This is a genomic window from Bacillus sp. EKM208B (assembly GCF_011800725.1).
Taxonomy (GTDB): domain Bacteria; phylum Bacillota; class Bacilli; order Bacillales; family Bacillaceae; genus Bacillus; species Bacillus velezensis.
The window spans coordinates 46,206-64,098 of the sequence record NZ_JAANHO010000010.1; the positions used below are offsets into that span (position 1 = coordinate 46,206).

Here is a 17,893-nt window from a genome sequence, read left to right on the forward strand (position 1 = left end):
TGACATTTAAAAAGGTACAGTTTTGAATAAATATACATGTCAGAGGAGAACATCTGATGAAAAATATGATTTTCGCTTTCGAAAGCGATACCCCGAAATACAAACAAATTTATGAGCAATTTAAAACATTGATTGAGCAGGGAAATATTCAGGCAGATGAGCGGCTGCCTTCAATTCGGGAGCTGGCAGATTCTCTGCGGGTAAGCCGTAATACAACGCTGATGGCCTATGATCTGCTTTTAGCGGAGGGATACATTCGCGGAGAAACACGCAAAGGATATTTTGCTAATGAAATAGAACCCTCTTTATTTCAACAAGAAAACGATGTTGTTTACGCTGAGAAAACCGAATCAACTCAGCCGATCCTGATTGATTTTCGTGCCGGAGCCGTCGATCAAAATCATTTTCCTCTGAAAACATGGAGAAAATTATACAATCAAGTTTTGACATCAGAGAAAAGCTTCCTTTACGGTGAACCGTTCGGCGAGAGAGACCTGCGTGAACAAATTGCCGCTTATCTCTTGGAATCCCGCGGAGTGAAAACAGATGCGGATTCCATTATCATCGGCAGCAGCACGCAGCAGATGCTGATATATCTCAGCCGGATTCTGAAAGAGGATTTTTCGGGAATGATCGTTGAAGACCCGGGATTTGACGGTGCCAGAGCGGCTTTTCAATTTCACGGGCTTTCTCTGGAGACGATGCCTGTCTATGAAAACGGAGCTGATTTTTCTCAATTACATGCAATGAAAGAAAAATTAATCTATGTGACCCCTTCCCATCACAGCCCTTACGGCGTAAGCATGTCCATTCAGCAGCGCCAAACTCTGATCAATTGGGTGAATCATAGAGAGGGTTATATTCTTGAGGATGATTATGACAGTGAATTCCGTTATACACAGCAGCCGTTTCCCGCTCTTGCTTCCATTCAATCAGACCGGGTGATTTATTTGGGGAATTTCTCAAAATCCTTTCTTCCGGGCATCCGCATAAGCTATATGGTTTTGCCGCAGCGCATTTTGCACCGGTATAAAAAAAGGTTTATTCATTTCGAAAGCACCGCTTCTTCGCTTAACCAGCTGACCATGGCTGAATTGATGAAGGCCGGTGAATGGACCCGCCATATTAAGCGCATGCGCATTGTTTACAAGCGAAAAATGCAGCACTTGATTTCACATGTAAAGCAGCAGTTCGGCGATCATGTGACGATCATCGGCGAGCAGTCGGGATTGTATATATTGGTGAGAGTTCACCTGAACTATACAGAAGAAACATTAATCGAACGCGCTTTTCAGTACGGAGTGAAGGTGTACCCTACCGCCATTTATTTCGTTGCCCAAAAACCCGAACCGCCGACTATAAAGCTGGGTTTCGCCCATCTCGATACGGATCAGATCACACAGGGCGTACAGCTTTTGAGAAATGCTTGGCTGTCATGAAAGAAAAAAGGCGCCGTTCGGCGCCTTTTGTTATCTTTTATTTCGTATTTCTTGTGAATTTCGGCAGTCCAAATATGATGGCGGCGATGCCGCAGATTCCGATGAAAACGGGATAGAAAGAGTATGGCAGGATGCTGACTGGTGAAATATTCCCGAATTTTCCGGCTGATAACAGCTGCGCGCCATAAGGAATCAATCCTTGTATCATACACGAAAAGATATCCAGAATACTTGCCGATTTTCTGTTGTCGATGTTGAATTTATCAGCGATATTCTTTGCAATCGGCCCGGCTGCGATAATGGAGATCGTATTATTGGCCGCAGCCAGATTCGTCACGCTGACCAGTCCGGCAATGCCGGCTTCGGCGCCTTTTTTCGAACGGATTCGTTTCGTGATGAACTCCAGTAAAAAGTCGATCCCGCCGTTTTGTTTCATCACGCCGACCATCCCTCCGATCAGCATGGACAGGATGATCAGATCGCTCATTCCGGCAATTCCATCCGTAATCGCCTTAAAATAAGAGTCAAGCGTCAGGCTGCCGCCCGCTAATCCGATGATTCCCGTCAAAACCAATCCGCCGAATATGACAGCCATCACATTAATACCGATTAACGCAAAAACCAACACGGCGACATAAGGAAGCACCTTAATCCAGTTGTAAGATTCAGCACCCGTATGGCCGGCGTGGCCTGCCGGAATAAAAAATAAGATAATAACAGTCACAATGGCAGCAGGCAAAACAATCAGAAAGTTCGTTTTGAATTTATCCATCATTTGTGTTTTTTGCGTCCGGACTGACGCGATGGTCGTATCGGAAATAAAAGAAAGATTATCTCCGAACATAGCTCCGCCGACCACAGCCGCCATCGTAATCGCGCCGGAGATGCCAAGCTCTCCGCTCAGACCCGCGCTGATCGGCGCAACCGCCGCAATCGTGCCCATTGATGTTCCCATCGATATAGAAATAAAACAAGCAATGATAAACAGCCCCGGCAGCAAAAACTGCTGCGGAATAACGCTCAAAGCAAGGTTGACAGTTGAATGCACCGCTCCCATCGCTTCAGCCGCTGAAGCAAAGGCACCTGCCAATATAAAAATCATAACCATAATGATAATATCAGGATGTCCCGCACCGGAAGCGAACCATTCTATTTTTTGATTGAGCGATTTCTTCCGGTTAAATAACAGCGCAAAAGCTGACGCAATAATCGCGGCAATCAGAATCGGCAATTTATAAAAATCTCCGGTCACCAGACCAGAGCCGACAAAAAGCCCTACGAATAAGACTAAAGGCAATAACGCCCAAGGGTTCTTTTTATTGTTCATCTGGGTAAACCACCTCTTTTCAGCATTAAAGTCGCTAATCACAGTCTAAGCAACATTTCACACTTTAAAAGTCTGCAGTGAAAAAGTCAAGCTGAAAAAAGGATAAGTAATGATTGATAAGATAGAAAAAGCTGTTTTGTTTCCTCTCTTTAGAAAATAAAAAAACCAAGGCTCGTTTCCTTGGTACATTTCATGCGGCCCGGCGTCCGGGACACCTTCTCTTCATTCAGAAATACATTCAGCTTTCAGTCTGCTTTTAAGTTTCGCTTCATTTTCAAGGATATCTTCGTAATCCTCAATCTTCCTGTTTAATCGTTTTATGGTTTCATCAATTTCCCTCTGTTTCTCCGTCAGCCTTTTCCTTTCATTTATCAGGATGTTTTTTCGGGGTTCGATCGTATGATCGGCTCCTTCAATAAATAAAGCGGTATATTCAATCAGCGCCTCAATCGACAGCCCGGCACTTCTCATGCATTTTATAAATTGAATCCAATTCACATCATCTTCGTCATAATCGCGGATGCCGCTTTCATCGCGTTTTACCGGAGGAATCAGTCCTATACTTTCATAATACCTAAGCGTTGCGGCTGATAACTCAACCTGCTTTGCAGCCTGCGCAATCTTCATATTCTTACCACCCGTCCTTCATACCTTTCATAAGCGTGCCATTATAGAATATCATTTCATAAAAAAATAAACCAAACTCCTTGACTTAAAGTCCGCTTTAACATTTAAAGTAAAACCGAACAGAGGATTCATCACTTTATCTTGGAAAGGAAGATAACCATGTGTAATAATCATCCGACTCGTGTATTAAGCGCTCCGCATGCAAAAGCTAAATTTGAGCGGACGACGATTGAGAGAAGAGCATTACGGCCGCACGATATCCTGATTGATATTAAGTACAGCGGGATTTGTCACTCAGACATCCACAGCGCATTCGATGAATGGGGCGGCGGAATCTTTCCGATGGTTCCCGGGCACGAAATTGCCGGAGTTGTGGAAGCCGTGGGTGAAGACGTCACCACATTTGCCGTCGGCGACCGTGTGGGTGTAGGCTGTTTTGTAGACTCCTGCGGGGAATGTGAATACTGCCTTAACGGAGACGAACAATATTGCACAAAAGGCGTTGTTCAGACTTATAATAACCTGGACTACGACGGAAACCCTACATACGGCGGCTACAGCCAGAAAATAGTTGTCACTGACAGATTCGTTGTCCGGATTCCCGATCAGCTGGATTTGGATGCTGCCAGCCCGCTATTGTGCGCGGGCATTACCACGTATTCTCCGCTGAAACACTGGAATGCCGGCCCCGGCAAAAAAGTGGCGATTGTCGGAATGGGCGGGCTCGGACATTTAGCCGTTCAATTCGCGCACGCTTTAGGCGCAGAGGTCACCGTCCTCAGCCGCTCAATGAACAAAAAAGACGAAGCGCTTGAATTTGGAGCCGATCATTACTTTGCAACAAGCGATCCGGATACATTTACTGAGCTGGCCGGACGTTTTGATCTTATTTTAAATACAGTATCCGCGAACCTTGACGTAGATGCCTACTTATCTCTGCTTCGCATTGACGGTACATTGGTAAATGTGGGGGCGCCCGCTAAGCCGGATTCATACAGTGTGTTCTCCTTAATCACGGGCCGCCGCAGCATTGCGGGTTCACTCGTCGGCGGTATTCCGCAGACTCAGGAGATGCTTGATTTCGCCGCCGAGCACGGCATTGCTCCTAAAATTGAAGTGATACCGGCCGATCAAGTCGACGAAGCGTACGAACGGGTTCTCCAAAGCGATGTCCGCTACCGTTTCGTCATTGATATTGCAACTTTATAATCGATATAAAAAACATACCACTATTTGTTGGTATGTTTTTTTCAGTTTAAATTATTTTTTATTTCAGCAGCCATCCGGGCACCGCTTTTATATAAACCAATTCGCCTATCAGCTCAACAATCGTCTGTGTGACGATAACAGCGGCGGCCAATGGGGCCCAAGCATCCGGCAAAGCCAGCGCTAACGGAAGGACTGCGAGTGAATTTCTTGTGCCCGTGCTGAAGATCAATGCTCTTCCTTCACCTGTATCCAGACGGAACGCATTTGCGATAAACCGGGAGACAAACGGCATAATGAGCAGGAATAACAGATAGATCGGAATCACACGTATAATGATGTCAGCATCACTGATGACCTTGCCGATTTGTGTGGCGACGACCGCCAGTAAGACCAGAGCCATAAAAGGAACAGGCAGCCACGCCGTCCATTCCAGCACCTTTTCTCCCGCCGGCTTCTTATCAGCCCATAATTGAGTCATCACCGCCGCCAGCAGCGGCACCGCTATTAACAATAAGAATGCTTCCAGAAACGGTCCCGCATGAACAGCCCCTATCACTTCTTTCCCGATAAACAGCCGCAGGTATAACGGAAGCAATACCATCTGAACGGCGAACAAAACCGGCGTGGAAGCCAGTATTAATCTCTCATTTCCTTTGCCGAGCTGAGTAAAGACGATGACGTAATCAATACAAGGTGTAAGCAATACCAAACAAACCCCTAATAATATAGGAGGAGATTGAGGAAAAATGGCGGTTAACACCCATACAACGACAGGTACAGCTAAGAAATTACCGATCAGTAAAGCCGCCATAAACTTGAGGTTTGACAAGGCTTCCCTCAGCTTCAAGAATGGGATTTGGGCAAACATGGCATACATGAGAACAGCGATAAACGGTGATATCGTCCATCCCCAGCGAAGTCCTGAATCTTTCCCGGCGATCCCCGCTATTCCTCCGATCACAAGAGTCACACCATATATCCAAATTTGCTGTTTTTCTAATGTCTCTCTGGTTATTTTCATTGGCTGACACCTCTTCCCCGCCCATTATACCTTCTTTTCTGCCGGAATTAAAAAACACCAAGGGTCTGTGACACTTGGTGTTTTTGGAACGCGGCCGAGAGATACGGGTTGAGAAACGTTAATTATTGTAAATAACTCCCGAAAAGTATTTTTGGCGTACTGTTCCTTATCGAATAAAAGCATTCTCTTTCATTTCCAAAGCATCATCCAGCCATCTCGGGTGCATCGGCAAGAGATGTTCAGGTAATTCATGGATATCAAAATATCTGATTTCCATGGCTTCCTCTGTGGACTCTTTCAAAGTGCCGCCGATGACGTCACATTGAAAACAATTGGTAATAAAATGGCTGACTCTGCCGTCAGGGTATATAAAGGTTTGTGAACTCGGATCAGAATAAACGCCTATCATTTTAGAGACTTTCACCACTAATCCAGTTTCCTCCTCTATTTCTCTTATAATTGCTTGTTCAACTGTTTCACCAGGTTCCACATGGCCTGAAGGAATGCCCCATAAACCATTATCAGCACGCTTCATTAATAAAACGGAACTTGATTCTTTCATTATAATTCCAGCGACTCCGGCTTTCACTTGTTCTGTCCATTGGAAATCCGGTTTTTTCCGTACTTCTGCCTTTATTTCATTATCGAACAAGTCTTTCAGATCGCGGATCACAACATCCGGATTTCTAAAATCATGTTTTGCAGGAAATAAAGTATTTTGATCAGAAACTAATACGGAAGTTATGCCTATTTGGTTTGCTCCGACAATATCTGTTTCAGGCGTATCCCCGATCATAACGCATCTCTCTTTATCCTCAAAAGGCTCTAGTACTTTTTCAAATATTGAAGACGCCGGTTTTCCAATTATCATCGGCTCTTCAGCAGCTGCTGTTTTAACAGCCGCGACTATAGCGCCTGTCGCGGGAGCTGGTCCGTTAGCGGCAGGAAATGTTTTATCCCCGTTTGCAGCGATAAATGAAGCTCCGCAGCGGATGAGGTTTACTGCCTTATGCACATCCTGAAATGTAATATTTTGATCCCATCCAATGACAACAGCCTCCGCCTGATCTTCCGTAAGATCAATACCGGCCTTTTGAATTTCACTTTTAAGTTGGTCATTTCCCAATATATATGCCTTCTTTATTCCTTCACTGACAAGGTAATCAGCTGTTGCCCACCCCGCAGTAAACACTTCACCAATACTTGCTGAAATCCCCAGTTTATGAAGGCGTTTCACAATCGTTTCTCTTGTAACACAAGGATCATTCGTTAAAAAGCGAATGGCTTTCTTTTCTTCACGGAGTCGTTTTAAAGAGGCCACAGCTCCTGGTAAAGCTTTATCTCCTATATATATCACTCCGTCTAAATCAAATAAAAATACATCATAATTCTTGGAGATCATCGTAACACTCCTTAAGCGGTGTCTCTTGGTTAATAGTTGAGCGATACGCAAAATGATTTGTAGGGCCTTGTCCTTTCCCGATTCCTAAGGGATGTTTAATGGCTGCTGAAATGAATTCCTTTCCAGTTGCCACTGATTCCGGTATGCTGTGCTGCTTTGCCAGCTCTGCAGTTATCACAGCTGAAAATGTACATCCTGTTCCATGAGTATGCTTTGTATCAAAGCGGGGAGAAACAAATTCCTCGAAATCCTCGTCAAAGTACAAAATATCACGGGCTTCTCCGTTCAGGTGCCCCCCTTTTACGACAGCACTTTTTGCCCCGTATACCTCCACTATTTCTTTCGCCGCATCACGCATCTGCTGTACAGTCTCGATTGATTTGCCGATGATTACTTCCGCTTCCGGAATGTTCGGTGTAATAACAGTTGTTTGGGGTATTAATAATTTCTTCAAATGATCAATGGCGTCCTTATGGAGCAGATGATGTCCGCTTTTAGCAATCATAACCGGATCCATCACATACGATTGAATATTTGCGTCTTTTAACTTTTCTGCCAGCAATTCAATAATTCCTATACTTGCAAGCATACCGGTTTTGACAGCATCCGGTTTTATATCATCCATGACACAGTCTATTTGCTGAGATATATTCTGAAGAGACATCTCCTCAAAACTTTTCACACCAAGTGTGTTTTGTGCAACAACTGATGTAATAACAGCCATTCCATATACCTTTTGTTCCTGAAATGTTTTTAAATCCGCATGAATTCCCGCCCCTCCGGAAGGATCAGTCCCAGCAATCGAAAGCGCTTTATAAATATCCTTCAACTTACACTCCTCCTTCAGGCAGGTTTCACTGCTTTAAAAATGACAAAAGGCGGATATTCCTTTTCACATTTCCAATTATTAAATTGAAACTCTTTCTCTATGGCTTTTACATGCTCTTGGTCAATATCGTTTAACGTTGGTTCTGATAAAGTTACATTTTCAAAACCTGCATGAGTTAATAGTTTATAATACATTGACTTCGGCCAATGAAAATCATTTAAAATTAAATCTGCTTGTCCCGGAACATGGAGCCATTCATTTCTTTCTTCTCCGTAAGAATATTCTTTCCCCGGTATTCCATTGCGGAAGGTTGAAAATTCAATTCCGGTTGAATCAGGATTCGTATCGAGTATGACAAATGAAGCTCCTGGTTTTAACACACGAAAAATTTCATTTATGATACCTTTGATACGCTGGTCACTATCCGTATTAATAAAAACATAACAGGCCATTGCAGCATCAACTGAGTGATCTGGTAAGAAGGAAAGATTATCGTGTTCAATTAAATGATAGTCCACATGAGGATGTTGTCTTTTTGCCTTTGCTATATCTAACATCTTCCTTGATTCATCGACTGCGATCACATTGCAGCCTATTCTGTCAGCCAGCCTGTAAGCTACCTTTCCCGGACCGCATCCGAAATCGAGCACCTTTTTAATCTCCGCTTTATCAAAAGTACGAAAAACAAACTCAAAACCTAACGTTTGTTCTAAAACGTCATTATAAGCATCGAATTTACCAGCAACACTGTCTTCTTTCCATGAAGTTTTCATTGAATTTCCTCCTTTTGCTCAATTGAGAAATAATGAAACCACTTATTCCTGACGAAAAATTGATATATAGGAAGTAAACTTTGAAATAGAGAATGATCCATATCCCGTTTATATGCAATATGCTGGTATATACTGAAAAGGAAAAGAATCTGTTTCCAGTAATCAGGTAAATCAAGCATTTCAATATCGTTTTTAGTCATAGAAATGTGATCTTTCCTAAGTAATTCTTCATACTTTAAGACTGTTTCAATGGACGGCCAGTTATTTCCCTCAGGCATTTTCGGAAATTCAAATTCCGGAATATCATGGTGATTTTCAGCTTCCTCAAGCACCGTTTTCGCCCATTCATGATCTGAATCATAAATATGGATTGATCCCGCATTATGAAAATATTCTCCGACTTCTAAACGCAGTTCTCTGGCCATTAATTCCTGCATGAACGTAAATGAGAAAAGATCACTGATCATCCCGCGAAAAGCATCATTTGCACGCATGACAGAAGACATGTATAATTCGCCTTCCCTCACAAAAAACTGCAAACCGATTGTGCAGGAAACATCTATATTTTCTGAAACGAAGAGTTCCGAAGCATCGAATATTTGAATAAATGCCCTTTTTGAATCAATATCTTCTTGTGTCAAAAGATTTTTTATTCTATTCCATTGATTTAGTTTTGCATTTCCGAATTCAAATATTTTAGGCCCGTACGCAGTGCCTGTTAATGTTTTTTTATTCATTGAATATGAAGGCATTTTTTTATTGTAATAACTGATAAAATCTAAGTCGTTACTCCCCGATAAATACCATAACACTTCAGCAAAATTAAACACGATATTGGTTTTTCTTGAGGATAAATAAGTGACACGTTCTATTGGATTTTCCAGAGTCAGATGGTAGTTCAATTGTTCTCTGCTTTTTTGTCCGCGCGGTGAATTGAAAAATTCAGGGTTGTGATAGATGTCATACAGCGTTTCCGTATATGCTTCATGAAAAGTTCTCTTTCTCATTGAGATTCCGCCTTATATGCTGCAAAGATATTTTTAATGTTCTCTAATAAATCATCTGTATCTTTATAGCTGATGTACTCAACATCCGCCACTGCATTTAACCCTTGAATTAAGAAAGCATAATCCTTGTCCTTTTCTAGAAATAGCACGATCTTTTTTTTCAAGGCAGAAGCCCATCCAATTTCTATATGTGTTCCGGGAGAAGCGGGTGATCCGGGGAATGCTGCAAAAAGGTCGCAAGTGCTTATTTCATCAAAATCAATTTTAGTGCATTGAAGGGGTGTCATGAAATCTTTCCCCCACCCTTCCCGCTTGTGAGCATTATGAACCAGCCATCCTTCATTCTCAAAAAAGGAAATTAATGATTCCAGCTTTCCCCTCTCATACGTACTCATCAATCCAGTTTTCTCATCTACTAAACTTTTAAAAGGCCCTGCCAGAAAAACTTTTTTAGTCGCCACTTCATATCACCCTTTCAAAATAAATAAAGCCACTTTCCTCTATGGAAAGTGGCTTAAATATAGATAAGATAAAGAATCTCTCTAATTTTTCACTTCCCTACGCTGGTATTAACCAAATCAGGTTCAAAGGGTCAGGACGTATTGTCTCTTCTCAGCTATTAAAGCTCCCCCAGTGACTTTTTATAAATATTTACTTTAATTCTATGCTACTCCATATAAATAGTCAAACAATGACCGGCAAAAAGCGCTGCGGATATCACTGGGATTCCCCTTCAATATTGCAGCTTACCCACTAGTTTTAAAACCTTCCGGCCTCTTTTTTCCTGCCAACGAATAAGGTCACGGCAACACTCGCTGAACTGACCAAAGTCCCCAGAACGGCAGCAAGAATTGTCAAAAAGCCATGGGGAATCAGAAATCCAATCGGAATGAGGCCCGCAAACGTGAGAACGATAAAACATTGATAGACGCCGGATATGATTCTCACAACCAAGCTGCTAAAAAAGGACATGACGAATGGCGGAATGAACAAACATAAAATGATTCCGAGTGAGATCAATAAAATCATAGGCTCGTCAAAAGAAATGACACGATCGCCGGGAGACTCTTCAGCCGCCGCGAATACAGCAAATATAGACATCATCAGCGTAAGAAAAACAAGAAAAAACCTTTTCAGCAACGTTATGACTCCTTTTTATAAAAACGGGTATCCTTTTTTTTAAGACGATAACCATTTTATGTTATCAAATGAAATAATATGAAGTCAATTGATGAATGAATAACGTAATAAACGGCTTGCTGCTGTGTCGGTCTTATATCAGGAGGAAAAACAATCCGTACAGAATCTATATTGGTTTTCTCGATGTGTTTCATCAGTTTGACGGCATCACTGGTTCTTACGGCTGAAACCCCGAATATCAGTTCAACATCTTCAAATTTTCGCTGATTAACATACTCAATGATCTGAAGGCGCTCATCTATGCTGAGTGGATGCTGTTCACCAGTCGTGCCGCATATGAGAACGAATGGATACCGCTGTTTTTCAAATGTTCGACAATAGGATCAAATCCTGCTGAATATAAACGTTCATCTTCATGAAAAGGCGTAGGGATAGCAATAAAATTTGCATGAGAATGACCTCCAAGTACTATTCTTGAATATCTGCAGAGTATCATATAACACTGTCTGACATTTAAAAAAGTACAGTTTCAGATAACTCAACATGTCAGATGTAAAGGCTGACACACAAAAAAGGCAGGCAAAGAGAGCCTGCTTCATCGCTTCATCCTATAGCGATTCATTCTCTGGATTGCTTGACAAATAAGAGTAATAAGGCAAACTAAATATAAAAATTGTACTAATGAGGTGGGATTTATGATTTTAGATTTAAAAGGTGAACCGCACATGGATCATCTTGTGGGAATGCTGTATTCTGCCGTTAATGAAAATGACAGCCGCTTAATATCCATTGTATCAGACATGTCACAGCAGGAGATCGATTATAAAGGACCAAATCAAACATACAATAGTGCAGCTCAGCTAATAAGACACTTAGCATATGTTGATCTCAACTGGATATTTAGAATAAAGGGTGAACCGATACCAAAGCAGCTTGAAGAGAAGTATGGACCAATGTTAGATCAGAACAATAAGATCCCTTTCATTTCGGGTGTTTCATTAAAACAAATTCTCACTGATTATGAAAAAGTATTCAGCATGTTTAAGTCTGTTTGTTATCAATTAACTGACGATCAGCTGAATCATACAGTAGATTATGAAGCAGAAAAACAAGCAACCATTCAATGGGGAATATGGCATATGGCAGACCATAATAGATATCATCAAGCTCATATTCATCAGCTTCGCAAATGGTATGAAGAGAAACAGAAACTTGGCAGTTAAAGCCTTATTAGGAGGAGCAAGGATAAATTCATTACAAATGTCTATTTTCACTGACTGCCAATCAATTAAAATGGTCAGACAAAAAATCGCTATTACATTTGCAACGTATCTTAATCCGGCCGGCGCAGTTGTTTTCAGCATAATAAAAAAAAGACCGCTTTCCCCTCTTCTTCAACGTAACTGACATCATCATCTTCATTTTTCTTAACATAGGTTCAGCAAATCGTTCCTCGGTATATTCCACACATTGTTTTCAAATGCAGGTGCAATTCTCCCTGAAACAGCAAATGGTTGTTTGGTTTATTGAATTCTTTCATATTAAATGGAGTCATTTTAATGATCATATCAGTCTCCTTCCAAACGAGATTGCATTTACCCATTATTTGTTATTCTGCAACTGAATCATTATCTTTTATATCAGGAATTCTTACAAAAAAGTAAGGTGAGTGTAAGGTATCCGCATTTATTCGATATGCAGTGTTCACTAGAATAAGAAGTATAAAAGGAGTGATGAAGAATGAAAAATATGAGCATTTTCATTATTATATTAGGCTGCCTATCGGTTTTCATATTAGGAGGCTGCGCTGATCAAGGCGCCGTGCTGGAAAGCGATTATTACGTACAAATTCACGGAAAAGCGGAAAAAAACAAAAATAATAGCAACTACGTTTACAATTTAGAAGGGTATAACGAGAAAGGTAAGAAAAAGATGGTTTCTTTCTTTGTTGAAAAGCCTTATCAAGAAGGTGACATTGTACGCGTTCCGAGGAGCTATGAGGGTTATACCGGAGGATCTGAAGCTATTAAGGCCGAGAAACTGCCTGAAAAGATCAAAGACCGATTCAACATTGTGAAATAACAGCGAGTTGAGCAGATATTTAAGTCTGCTCTCAATTTTTTACGACAGGTTCATTCGAATGCAAAATGCAGGATGGCTCCTTGGGCCACTTCTACATAAAAGATTGTGCAAATTAAGCACACCCTCCCCATTTTCTTTTTTTTGGCTGGTTACAACTATCGGAAGTGACATTGACAATTCTTCTATGGTCCCAAGTAATTAATGAACTCTATAGTGGGCGGATACGTATACGGCGGGGTTTGCAGTTTTTTAACTTCTTGTTATTTGAGCTATTTCGACTTTTACTTGAAAGAATTAAATTAGAGAGTCTGAACGAGGAGTGAAGCACGCGCTCCATGTGAATCCATTTAGTTCAAACTGAATATGCGCGGACTAAAATAGTTGCACTGATGGACGTATTCAACACAAAAAAGAGCAGGAAACCCGTAAGTTACTGCTCTCCTCAGTCTATCCGCCGTTCATTTGTTTTACAATGTATTCAGCATCATTTCCTACACCTTGAAGCAGCGCTGAACCTCGCCTATGCTGCCAAGGCAAACCAATAAAGTACAATCCCTCCGCAGCTGAAACACCCCGGTGATGTATAATTCGGCCTTCCTTATCCAAAACACCTTCTATTTTCATCCAACAAAGCGGATTCTTAAAGCCAGTTGCCCAAATGATATTGTTTACTTCTAATGAAGATGAATCTTTAAAAATGATTTCATTTTGCTTTCCGGCTATGACTCTTTGTTTTAAGATGATCTTCTTCTGTCTTATTGCATGTTTTAATTCATACCCAAATATGGGGTCGCCTTTCTTTTGAATGAACTTGCCTACTATTGATGTATGACTTGCATGTAAAACTCCTAATTTATCAAACCACCAAAAGATGCTTCTTTTTCCAATCCATAAAGGGAAATAAGCCGGTTTATTACTGCAAGCCAAATATGTAACTCTTTCTTTGGATAATTCAACAGCTATCTGAGCTCCGCTATTCCCGCCGCCGACTACCAGTACATTCCCGGGCGCCAGTTGTTTTGAATGTTTATATTGTGAAGAATGTAATTGATGAATATGATCGGCTACATCCCTTGATATTGATGGAATGTTAGGGGTATGAAAAGGACCTGCGGCCATCACAAGATTTTTCGTTTGATATTCTTCCCGGTTTGTTTTTATTAAGAAATCGTTGTTTAATTTTTGGACACTTATTACTTCTGTCCGTAATTGGATCGGGATTTCAAATCTTTCAACATATTTTTTCAGATAAGCAGCAATTTCATTTTTTGAAGGGAGTCCATGCTTGTCTCCTTCAAGCGGCATTCCAGGCAAAGAGCTGTACATTCGAGAAGTAAATAAAACCAATGAGTCATACCGGTTTTTCCAGCTTTCTCCTGCTTCATGACTTTTATCCAAAATGATAAACTTTTGTTTCGACTTCTTTAGATAATATCCTACTGAGATTCCTGCCTGACCGGCTCCGATTACTATCGTGTCGTACATATGAATCCCCCCTCCGGTTTTATCTTAATTGTCAGCAGACAAGTGAGTCCCTATTTCCTCCTTTAATGATGATGATGGTCACGCGGATTCTCAGTTTGGGCCTGACAAAGAATCGTATTGTCGTGATTATGCGCTGCTGTTTCCATTTGAATGGTTACATGTGTAATGCCTTTATCTCCAAGTTCATGTTCAATTTTGCGTAAAATACTTTCACTTTCAGAAATGGTCAGTTGATCGTTAACAACAGCGTGGCAGGAAAGAGCATTCAATCCGCTTGTGATAGACCATATGTGCAAATCATGAATGCTTTGAATTCCTTCTGTCTCTTCAATTGTATGAATGATGTCAGTGACATTGATATTTTCCGGAGTTCCTTCCATTAATACGTGAATGGAGTCTTTCGTCACATGGTAACCGCTTCTCAGAACAAGAATAGCCACAATGACACTGGCCGCTGGATCTGCCCAGCTCCACCCGAAGAAGATGATAAGAATCGCAGCCAGTATGGCACCTACAGATCCGAGCATGTCACTTATCACATGTAAGTAAGCCCCTCTTATGTTCAGGTTATTCTTTGTATCTCCGCCGTTCAGCATAATCCAAGCGACCAATATATTCACAGCTAACCCGATGATACTAATCGTCAGCATGCCGGTTGTTGCTACCTCCGGCGGATGAGAGAAACGTTTGATTGCTTCATAAATGATATAAAGGGAAATCACTATTAATGCAACACCGTTTATCACAGCTGCGAGAATCTCAAATCGTTTGTAGCCGAATGTCTTATGATGACTTGCCTTTTTTTCAGCCAATTTAAAAGCAATCAGAGCAACCATTAATGAGATCGAGTCACTCAGCATATGGCCTGCATCTGACAAAAGCGCTAAACTATTGGTTAAAAATCCGCCTATCGCTTCTATTATCATATAACCTGTAATCACGATAAAAGAGATCAATAAAACCTTCTTATTGGACCCGCCAGCGTGATTGTGATTGTGACCCATAAAAATCTCCTCCTTATCTCATACACTGCATTTATTATTTCTTTTCTGTTATGAAGCATTCTAACACGGACACAAAAATAACCGTATATGATTATGTGCTCATATATGAATATATAGGTTCTTTACTGAAATGTCAAAATCTTTTCAATGAAAATTCCCGATACTTTATATTGCTCTTAATCAATGATTGCTATGAAGCCGCGGATTACAGTAATTACTTCAGGCGCAGACAATTTAGAAAAATCGCTGCACTTCTATCGGGATGGCTTGGGTCTGCCTACAGAAGGAATAGCCGGTACAGATTTGAACATGGCGCAGCTGCTTTTTTTGACTTGCAAACGGGACTGAAACTTGCCCTTTGGGACCGCAAAAACATCGCACATGAAACAAACGTTACGTTAACTGCGCCAAGCCCTGCAGAATTTACATGAGGACATAATGTTGGCAGTAAAGCTGAAGTCGATAAAGTCATGGAACAGGCAAAACAGGCAGGAGCAACGATAACTGATCCCGCTCATGATACTTTTTGGGGCGGATACTCCGGGCACTTCCAAGACCCCGATGGACACTTATGGGAAATCGATATAAGTGAATAACCACATTTCAGAAATGAATACAACAATAAAAACACACCTGAATGTTCTGGTGTGCTCCAATAATAATGTAAATTTCGCTTCATTAACAGCTAGTATATCCCCAATTTCAACTTCCAGCCCTGTTTCTTCATATACCTCACGTACAGCTGCTTCTATTAGATTTTCATTAAGCTCAACTTTTCCGCCTGGAAGTGACCAATGCCCCTCATGATTATCTACCATTACTATCTGATTGAACTCATTTCTAATCAATGCGTATACAACTTTAACTTCTTCCATATGACTCTCCTTTACTAAAAATATTTTTTAACCGCTTATTTATATATTTACTGTAAAGAATATAAAGGGATATAACAGCTATTTTTTTGTAATACATCAAACTTACAACCGTTCAAGCGCATCATTTGTATCGTTTTAGAACCTTTTTTAAAAACGACAGTCTATTGAGCAGAGCAAATAAGAGTAAACTTTAAAAATAAAAGAGAACATAAAAAATACCAAAGGCCGTTACACCCTTGGTATCATTGAGATGCAGCCGGGAGGACTTACGCTTCATGAGTTTTTCAACCACGGGAGCCTCGCACTGCTTTTAAACATAAGATACTATTCCTTATTTCCAAGCGACCATATCACCACCGGAATTAATAATAACGATAATATCCCTCCGCCAAGTGATAATGTCAGGTAATTGGCACCTGCTACGACCATTCCGGACAAGGCTCCGCCGGCGGCTCCGGACAACGCAATCAAAACATCCACAGTACCTTGTGTTTTAGCCCGTGTTGACGTTTCAGTTGAATCAACAATCAGTGCCGTTCCGCTTATCAAACCAAAATTCCATCCTAACCCGAGCAAAGACAGAGCAATGACCATAAGAATCATAGAATCTCCCGGTGCAAATGCCGATATAAGCCCTGCCAAAAGCAGCGTCATTCCGGAAGATACAGCCATTACAGTACGGCCTAATTTATCCGCAAGCACACCTGTCACCAAAGAAGGGAGATACATGGCGCCTATATGAAAACCGATAACAAGACCTACCGCTCCTAAGCCATGGCCGTGATGTCTCATATGGACCGGTGTCATTGTCATAATAGCAGTCATTACAATTTGAGTAAGAATCATAACCGCCGCACCCGCAATAATACCTTTTTTGTTCTCTGTGTGTTCGTCGGCGGGCACTTGTCCTCTATCATCAGGTGTTTGGCCGGCCATTTCTATTGTTCTTGCTATGACTAAAGGGTCAGGACGTAGCATGATGAAAAGAGTAACACCTGCCAACATATATGCTGCCGCCGCTAAAATGAATGGACCCGCCAGTGACGGAACACCAATGGAGCGAGCGAAGTTCCCCATTACATTCACTAAATTCGGGCCTGCAACGGCACCGAATGTGGTAAAAACCATAGTCATACTGACAGCAGTCGCCCGCTGTTTATGATTTGCCAAGTCCGTACCCGCATAACGGGCCTGCAGATTTGTCGCTGTTCCCGCACCATAAATAATCAAAGAAGCAAACAGCAGAAACACACTATTTAAAATAGCCGCAATGATGACTCCTATCGCTCCCAGTCCGCCAATCATAAATCCGGCTGAAAGACCTGTCCGGCGGCCGTAACGCTGAGAAAGCCTCCCCACAAATAACGCGGCGCCTGCTGATCCTAAGGTAAATAAAGCAGAGGGCACACCGGCAAACGCATCTGTACCAAGCATTTGCTGTGCAATAAGCGCACCGACAGTCACTCCGGCCGCCAACCCTGCGCCGCCGAAAATTTGTGAAAGACTGACGACAAACAAAGTACGCTTATATAATCTTTTTTGTTTATCAGGAGAACCTATGAATTGCTCCAATAATGCCGATTGAGTATCTGACCCTTTTGCACTGTCTTTGTGAAGCATAATCCGACCTGCCTTTCTATAACCTCCAACAGATTTGGATTATCATAACACGC

18 protein-coding genes, 2 pseudogenes and 1 riboswitch are annotated in these 17,893 nt (G+C 41.6%); of the genes and pseudogenes, 5 read left to right on the forward strand and 15 right to left on the reverse strand.

Annotation, left to right across the window (positions count from 1 at the left end):
* The first annotated feature begins 56 nt into the window (after positions 1-56).
* The gene (gene pdxR, locus G9F75_RS16455) at positions 57-1,439 is read left to right on the forward strand and encodes a MocR-like pyridoxine biosynthesis transcription factor PdxR (RefSeq protein ID WP_021495041.1); all 1,383 of its coding nucleotides are present in this window, start codon (positions 57-59) and stop codon (positions 1,437-1,439) included.
* 37 nt (positions 1,440-1,476) lie between these two features.
* Here pdxR and G9F75_RS16460 read toward each other — a convergent pair whose 3' ends face one another.
* Positions 1,477-2,766: a Na+/H+ antiporter NhaC family protein gene (locus G9F75_RS16460; protein WP_039062685.1), complete on the reverse strand. Its 1,290-nt coding sequence runs from the start codon at positions 2,764-2,766 to the stop codon at positions 1,477-1,479.
* Positions 2,767-2,988: 222 nt separating this feature from the next.
* Positions 2,989-3,393, reverse strand: coding sequence for a MerR family transcriptional regulator (locus G9F75_RS16465; protein ID WP_022552661.1), 405 nt, complete (start codon positions 3,391-3,393; stop codon positions 2,989-2,991).
* A gap of 159 nt (positions 3,394-3,552) precedes the next feature.
* On the opposite strand from G9F75_RS16465, the gene G9F75_RS16470 reads away from it, so the two are divergent.
* Positions 3,553-4,602 carry an NAD(P)-dependent alcohol dehydrogenase gene (locus tag G9F75_RS16470; RefSeq protein WP_021495045.1) on the forward strand — a complete coding sequence of 350 codons (1,050 nt, stop codon included), beginning with the start codon at positions 3,553-3,555 and terminating at the stop codon, positions 4,600-4,602.
* A gap of 58 nt (positions 4,603-4,660) precedes the next feature.
* On the opposite strand, the gene G9F75_RS16475 is transcribed toward G9F75_RS16470, so the two are convergent.
* The 8 genes from G9F75_RS16475 to G9F75_RS20155 form a co-directional block, all read right to left on the reverse strand.
* Positions 4,661-5,623, reverse strand: coding sequence for an arsenic resistance protein (locus G9F75_RS16475; protein WP_167409241.1), 963 nt, complete (start codon positions 5,621-5,623; stop codon positions 4,661-4,663).
* Positions 5,624-5,789: 166 nt separating this feature from the next.
* Positions 5,790-7,025, reverse strand: a complete 1,236-nt coding sequence (locus G9F75_RS16480) for an HAD-IIA family hydrolase (RefSeq protein WP_029974172.1) — start codon at positions 7,023-7,025, stop codon at positions 5,790-5,792.
* A complete protein-coding gene (gene thiD, locus G9F75_RS16485) occupies positions 7,006-7,854 on the reverse strand; it encodes a bifunctional hydroxymethylpyrimidine kinase/phosphomethylpyrimidine kinase (protein WP_100261619.1) in 849 nt (282 codons plus the stop codon). The genes G9F75_RS16480 and thiD overlap by 20 nt, the downstream gene beginning before the upstream one ends.
* Positions 7,855-7,868: 14 nt before the next feature.
* Complete coding sequence (locus G9F75_RS16490) at positions 7,869-8,627, reverse strand: class I SAM-dependent methyltransferase (protein ID WP_014417013.1); 759 nt, start codon at positions 8,625-8,627, stop codon at positions 7,869-7,871.
* Positions 8,624-9,634, reverse strand: coding sequence for a thymidylate synthase (locus tag G9F75_RS16495; RefSeq protein ID WP_014417012.1), 1,011 nt, complete (start codon positions 9,632-9,634; stop codon positions 8,624-8,626). The genes G9F75_RS16490 and G9F75_RS16495 overlap by 4 nt, the downstream gene beginning before the upstream one ends.
* Complete coding sequence (locus G9F75_RS16500) at positions 9,631-10,095, reverse strand: TIR domain-containing protein (protein WP_014417011.1); 465 nt, start codon at positions 10,093-10,095, stop codon at positions 9,631-9,633. The genes G9F75_RS16495 and G9F75_RS16500 overlap by 4 nt, the downstream gene beginning before the upstream one ends.
* Positions 10,096-10,172: 77 nt before the next feature.
* Positions 10,173-10,276, reverse strand: a riboswitch (TPP riboswitch).
* A gap of 117 nt (positions 10,277-10,393) precedes the next feature.
* Positions 10,394-10,774 (reverse strand): hypothetical protein, encoded by a 381-nt coding sequence (locus tag G9F75_RS16505; RefSeq protein ID WP_014417010.1) that lies wholly within the window; start codon positions 10,772-10,774, stop codon positions 10,394-10,396.
* Positions 10,775-10,830: 56 nt separating this feature from the next.
* Positions 10,831-11,112 (reverse strand): dihydrodipicolinate synthase family protein, encoded by a 282-nt coding sequence (locus tag G9F75_RS20155; protein ID WP_224759939.1) that lies wholly within the window; start codon positions 11,110-11,112, stop codon positions 10,831-10,833.
* Between the two features lie 357 nt (positions 11,113-11,469).
* On the opposite strand from G9F75_RS20155, the gene G9F75_RS16515 reads away from it, so the two are divergent.
* On the forward strand, positions 11,470-11,997 hold the full coding sequence (locus G9F75_RS16515) for a DinB family protein (RefSeq protein ID WP_260399143.1): 528 nt from the start codon (positions 11,470-11,472) through the stop codon (positions 11,995-11,997).
* Positions 11,998-12,088: 91 nt separating this feature from the next.
* On the opposite strand, the pseudogene G9F75_RS20160 reads toward G9F75_RS16515, so the two are convergent.
* Positions 12,089-12,341 (reverse strand): annotated as a pseudogene (locus G9F75_RS20160) (GNAT family N-acetyltransferase); the annotation flags it as partial.
* Between the two features lie 173 nt (positions 12,342-12,514).
* Between G9F75_RS20160 and G9F75_RS16520 the strand changes: the two are divergent.
* The gene (locus G9F75_RS16520) at positions 12,515-12,856 is read left to right on the forward strand and encodes a YxeA family protein (RefSeq protein ID WP_014417007.1); all 342 of its coding nucleotides are present in this window, start codon (positions 12,515-12,517) and stop codon (positions 12,854-12,856) included.
* Positions 12,857-13,303: 447 nt separating this feature from the next.
* Here the strand turns inward: G9F75_RS16520 and G9F75_RS16525 are convergent, their stop codons facing one another.
* Together G9F75_RS16525 and G9F75_RS16530 are read right to left on the reverse strand one after the other, a co-directional pair.
* On the reverse strand, positions 13,304-14,341 hold the full coding sequence (locus G9F75_RS16525; protein WP_109566724.1) for a flavin-containing monooxygenase: 1,038 nt from the start codon (positions 14,339-14,341) through the stop codon (positions 13,304-13,306).
* Positions 14,342-14,403: 62 nt separating this feature from the next.
* Positions 14,404-15,345, reverse strand: a complete 942-nt coding sequence (locus G9F75_RS16530; RefSeq protein WP_021495053.1) for a cation diffusion facilitator family transporter — start codon at positions 15,343-15,345, stop codon at positions 14,404-14,406.
* 192 nt (positions 15,346-15,537) lie between these two features.
* Between G9F75_RS16530 and G9F75_RS16535 the strand changes: the two are divergent.
* A pseudogene (locus G9F75_RS16535) lies at positions 15,538-15,941 on the forward strand (VOC family protein).
* On the opposite strand, the gene G9F75_RS16540 reads toward G9F75_RS16535, so the two are convergent.
* Together G9F75_RS16540 and G9F75_RS16545 are read right to left on the reverse strand one after the other, a co-directional pair.
* Positions 15,915-16,220 (reverse strand): NUDIX hydrolase, encoded by a 306-nt coding sequence (locus tag G9F75_RS16540; protein WP_021495054.1) that lies wholly within the window; start codon positions 16,218-16,220, stop codon positions 15,915-15,917. The pseudogene G9F75_RS16535 and the gene G9F75_RS16540 overlap by 27 nt on opposite strands.
* A gap of 324 nt (positions 16,221-16,544) precedes the next feature.
* Positions 16,545-17,843 carry an MFS transporter gene (locus tag G9F75_RS16545; protein ID WP_128496470.1) on the reverse strand — a complete coding sequence of 433 codons (1,299 nt, stop codon included), beginning with the start codon at positions 17,841-17,843 and terminating at the stop codon, positions 16,545-16,547.
* Positions 17,844-17,893: the final 50 nt, after the last annotated feature.

Excerpts from the sequence above, each read along its gene's own strand:
- G9F75_RS16495 (WP_014417012.1), bottom strand. The coding sequence starts at position 9,634 with ATGAGAAAGAGAACTTTTCATGAAGCATATACGGAAACGCTGTATGAC.
- G9F75_RS16465 (WP_022552661.1), bottom strand. The coding sequence starts at position 3,393 with ATGAAGATTGCGCAGGCTGCAAAGCAGGTTGAGTTATCAGCCGCAACG.
- G9F75_RS16490 (WP_014417013.1), bottom strand. The coding sequence starts at position 8,627 with ATGAAAACTTCATGGAAAGAAGACAGTGTTGCTGGTAAATTCGATGCT.
- G9F75_RS16540 (WP_021495054.1), bottom strand. The coding sequence starts at position 16,220 with ATGGAAGAAGTTAAAGTTGTATACGCATTGATTAGAAATGAGTTCAAT.
- pdxR (WP_021495041.1), top strand. The coding sequence starts at position 57 with ATGAAAAATATGATTTTCGCTTTCGAAAGCGATACCCCGAAATACAAA.
- G9F75_RS16530 (WP_021495053.1), bottom strand. The coding sequence starts at position 15,345 with ATGGGTCACAATCACAATCACGCTGGCGGGTCCAATAAGAAGGTTTTA.
- G9F75_RS16525 (WP_109566724.1), bottom strand. The coding sequence starts at position 14,341 with ATGTACGACACGATAGTAATCGGAGCCGGTCAGGCAGGAATCTCAGTA.
- G9F75_RS16460 (WP_039062685.1), bottom strand. The coding sequence starts at position 2,766 with ATGAACAATAAAAAGAACCCTTGGGCGTTATTGCCTTTAGTCTTATTC.
- G9F75_RS16470 (WP_021495045.1), top strand. The coding sequence starts at position 3,553 with ATGTGTAATAATCATCCGACTCGTGTATTAAGCGCTCCGCATGCAAAA.
- G9F75_RS16480 (WP_029974172.1), bottom strand. The coding sequence starts at position 7,025 with ATGATCTCCAAGAATTATGATGTATTTTTATTTGATTTAGACGGAGTG.
- G9F75_RS16515 (WP_260399143.1), top strand. The coding sequence starts at position 11,470 with ATGATTTTAGATTTAAAAGGTGAACCGCACATGGATCATCTTGTGGGA.
- G9F75_RS16475 (WP_167409241.1), bottom strand. The coding sequence starts at position 5,623 with ATGAAAATAACCAGAGAGACATTAGAAAAACAGCAAATTTGGATATAT.
- G9F75_RS16520 (WP_014417007.1), top strand. The coding sequence starts at position 12,515 with ATGAAAAATATGAGCATTTTCATTATTATATTAGGCTGCCTATCGGTT.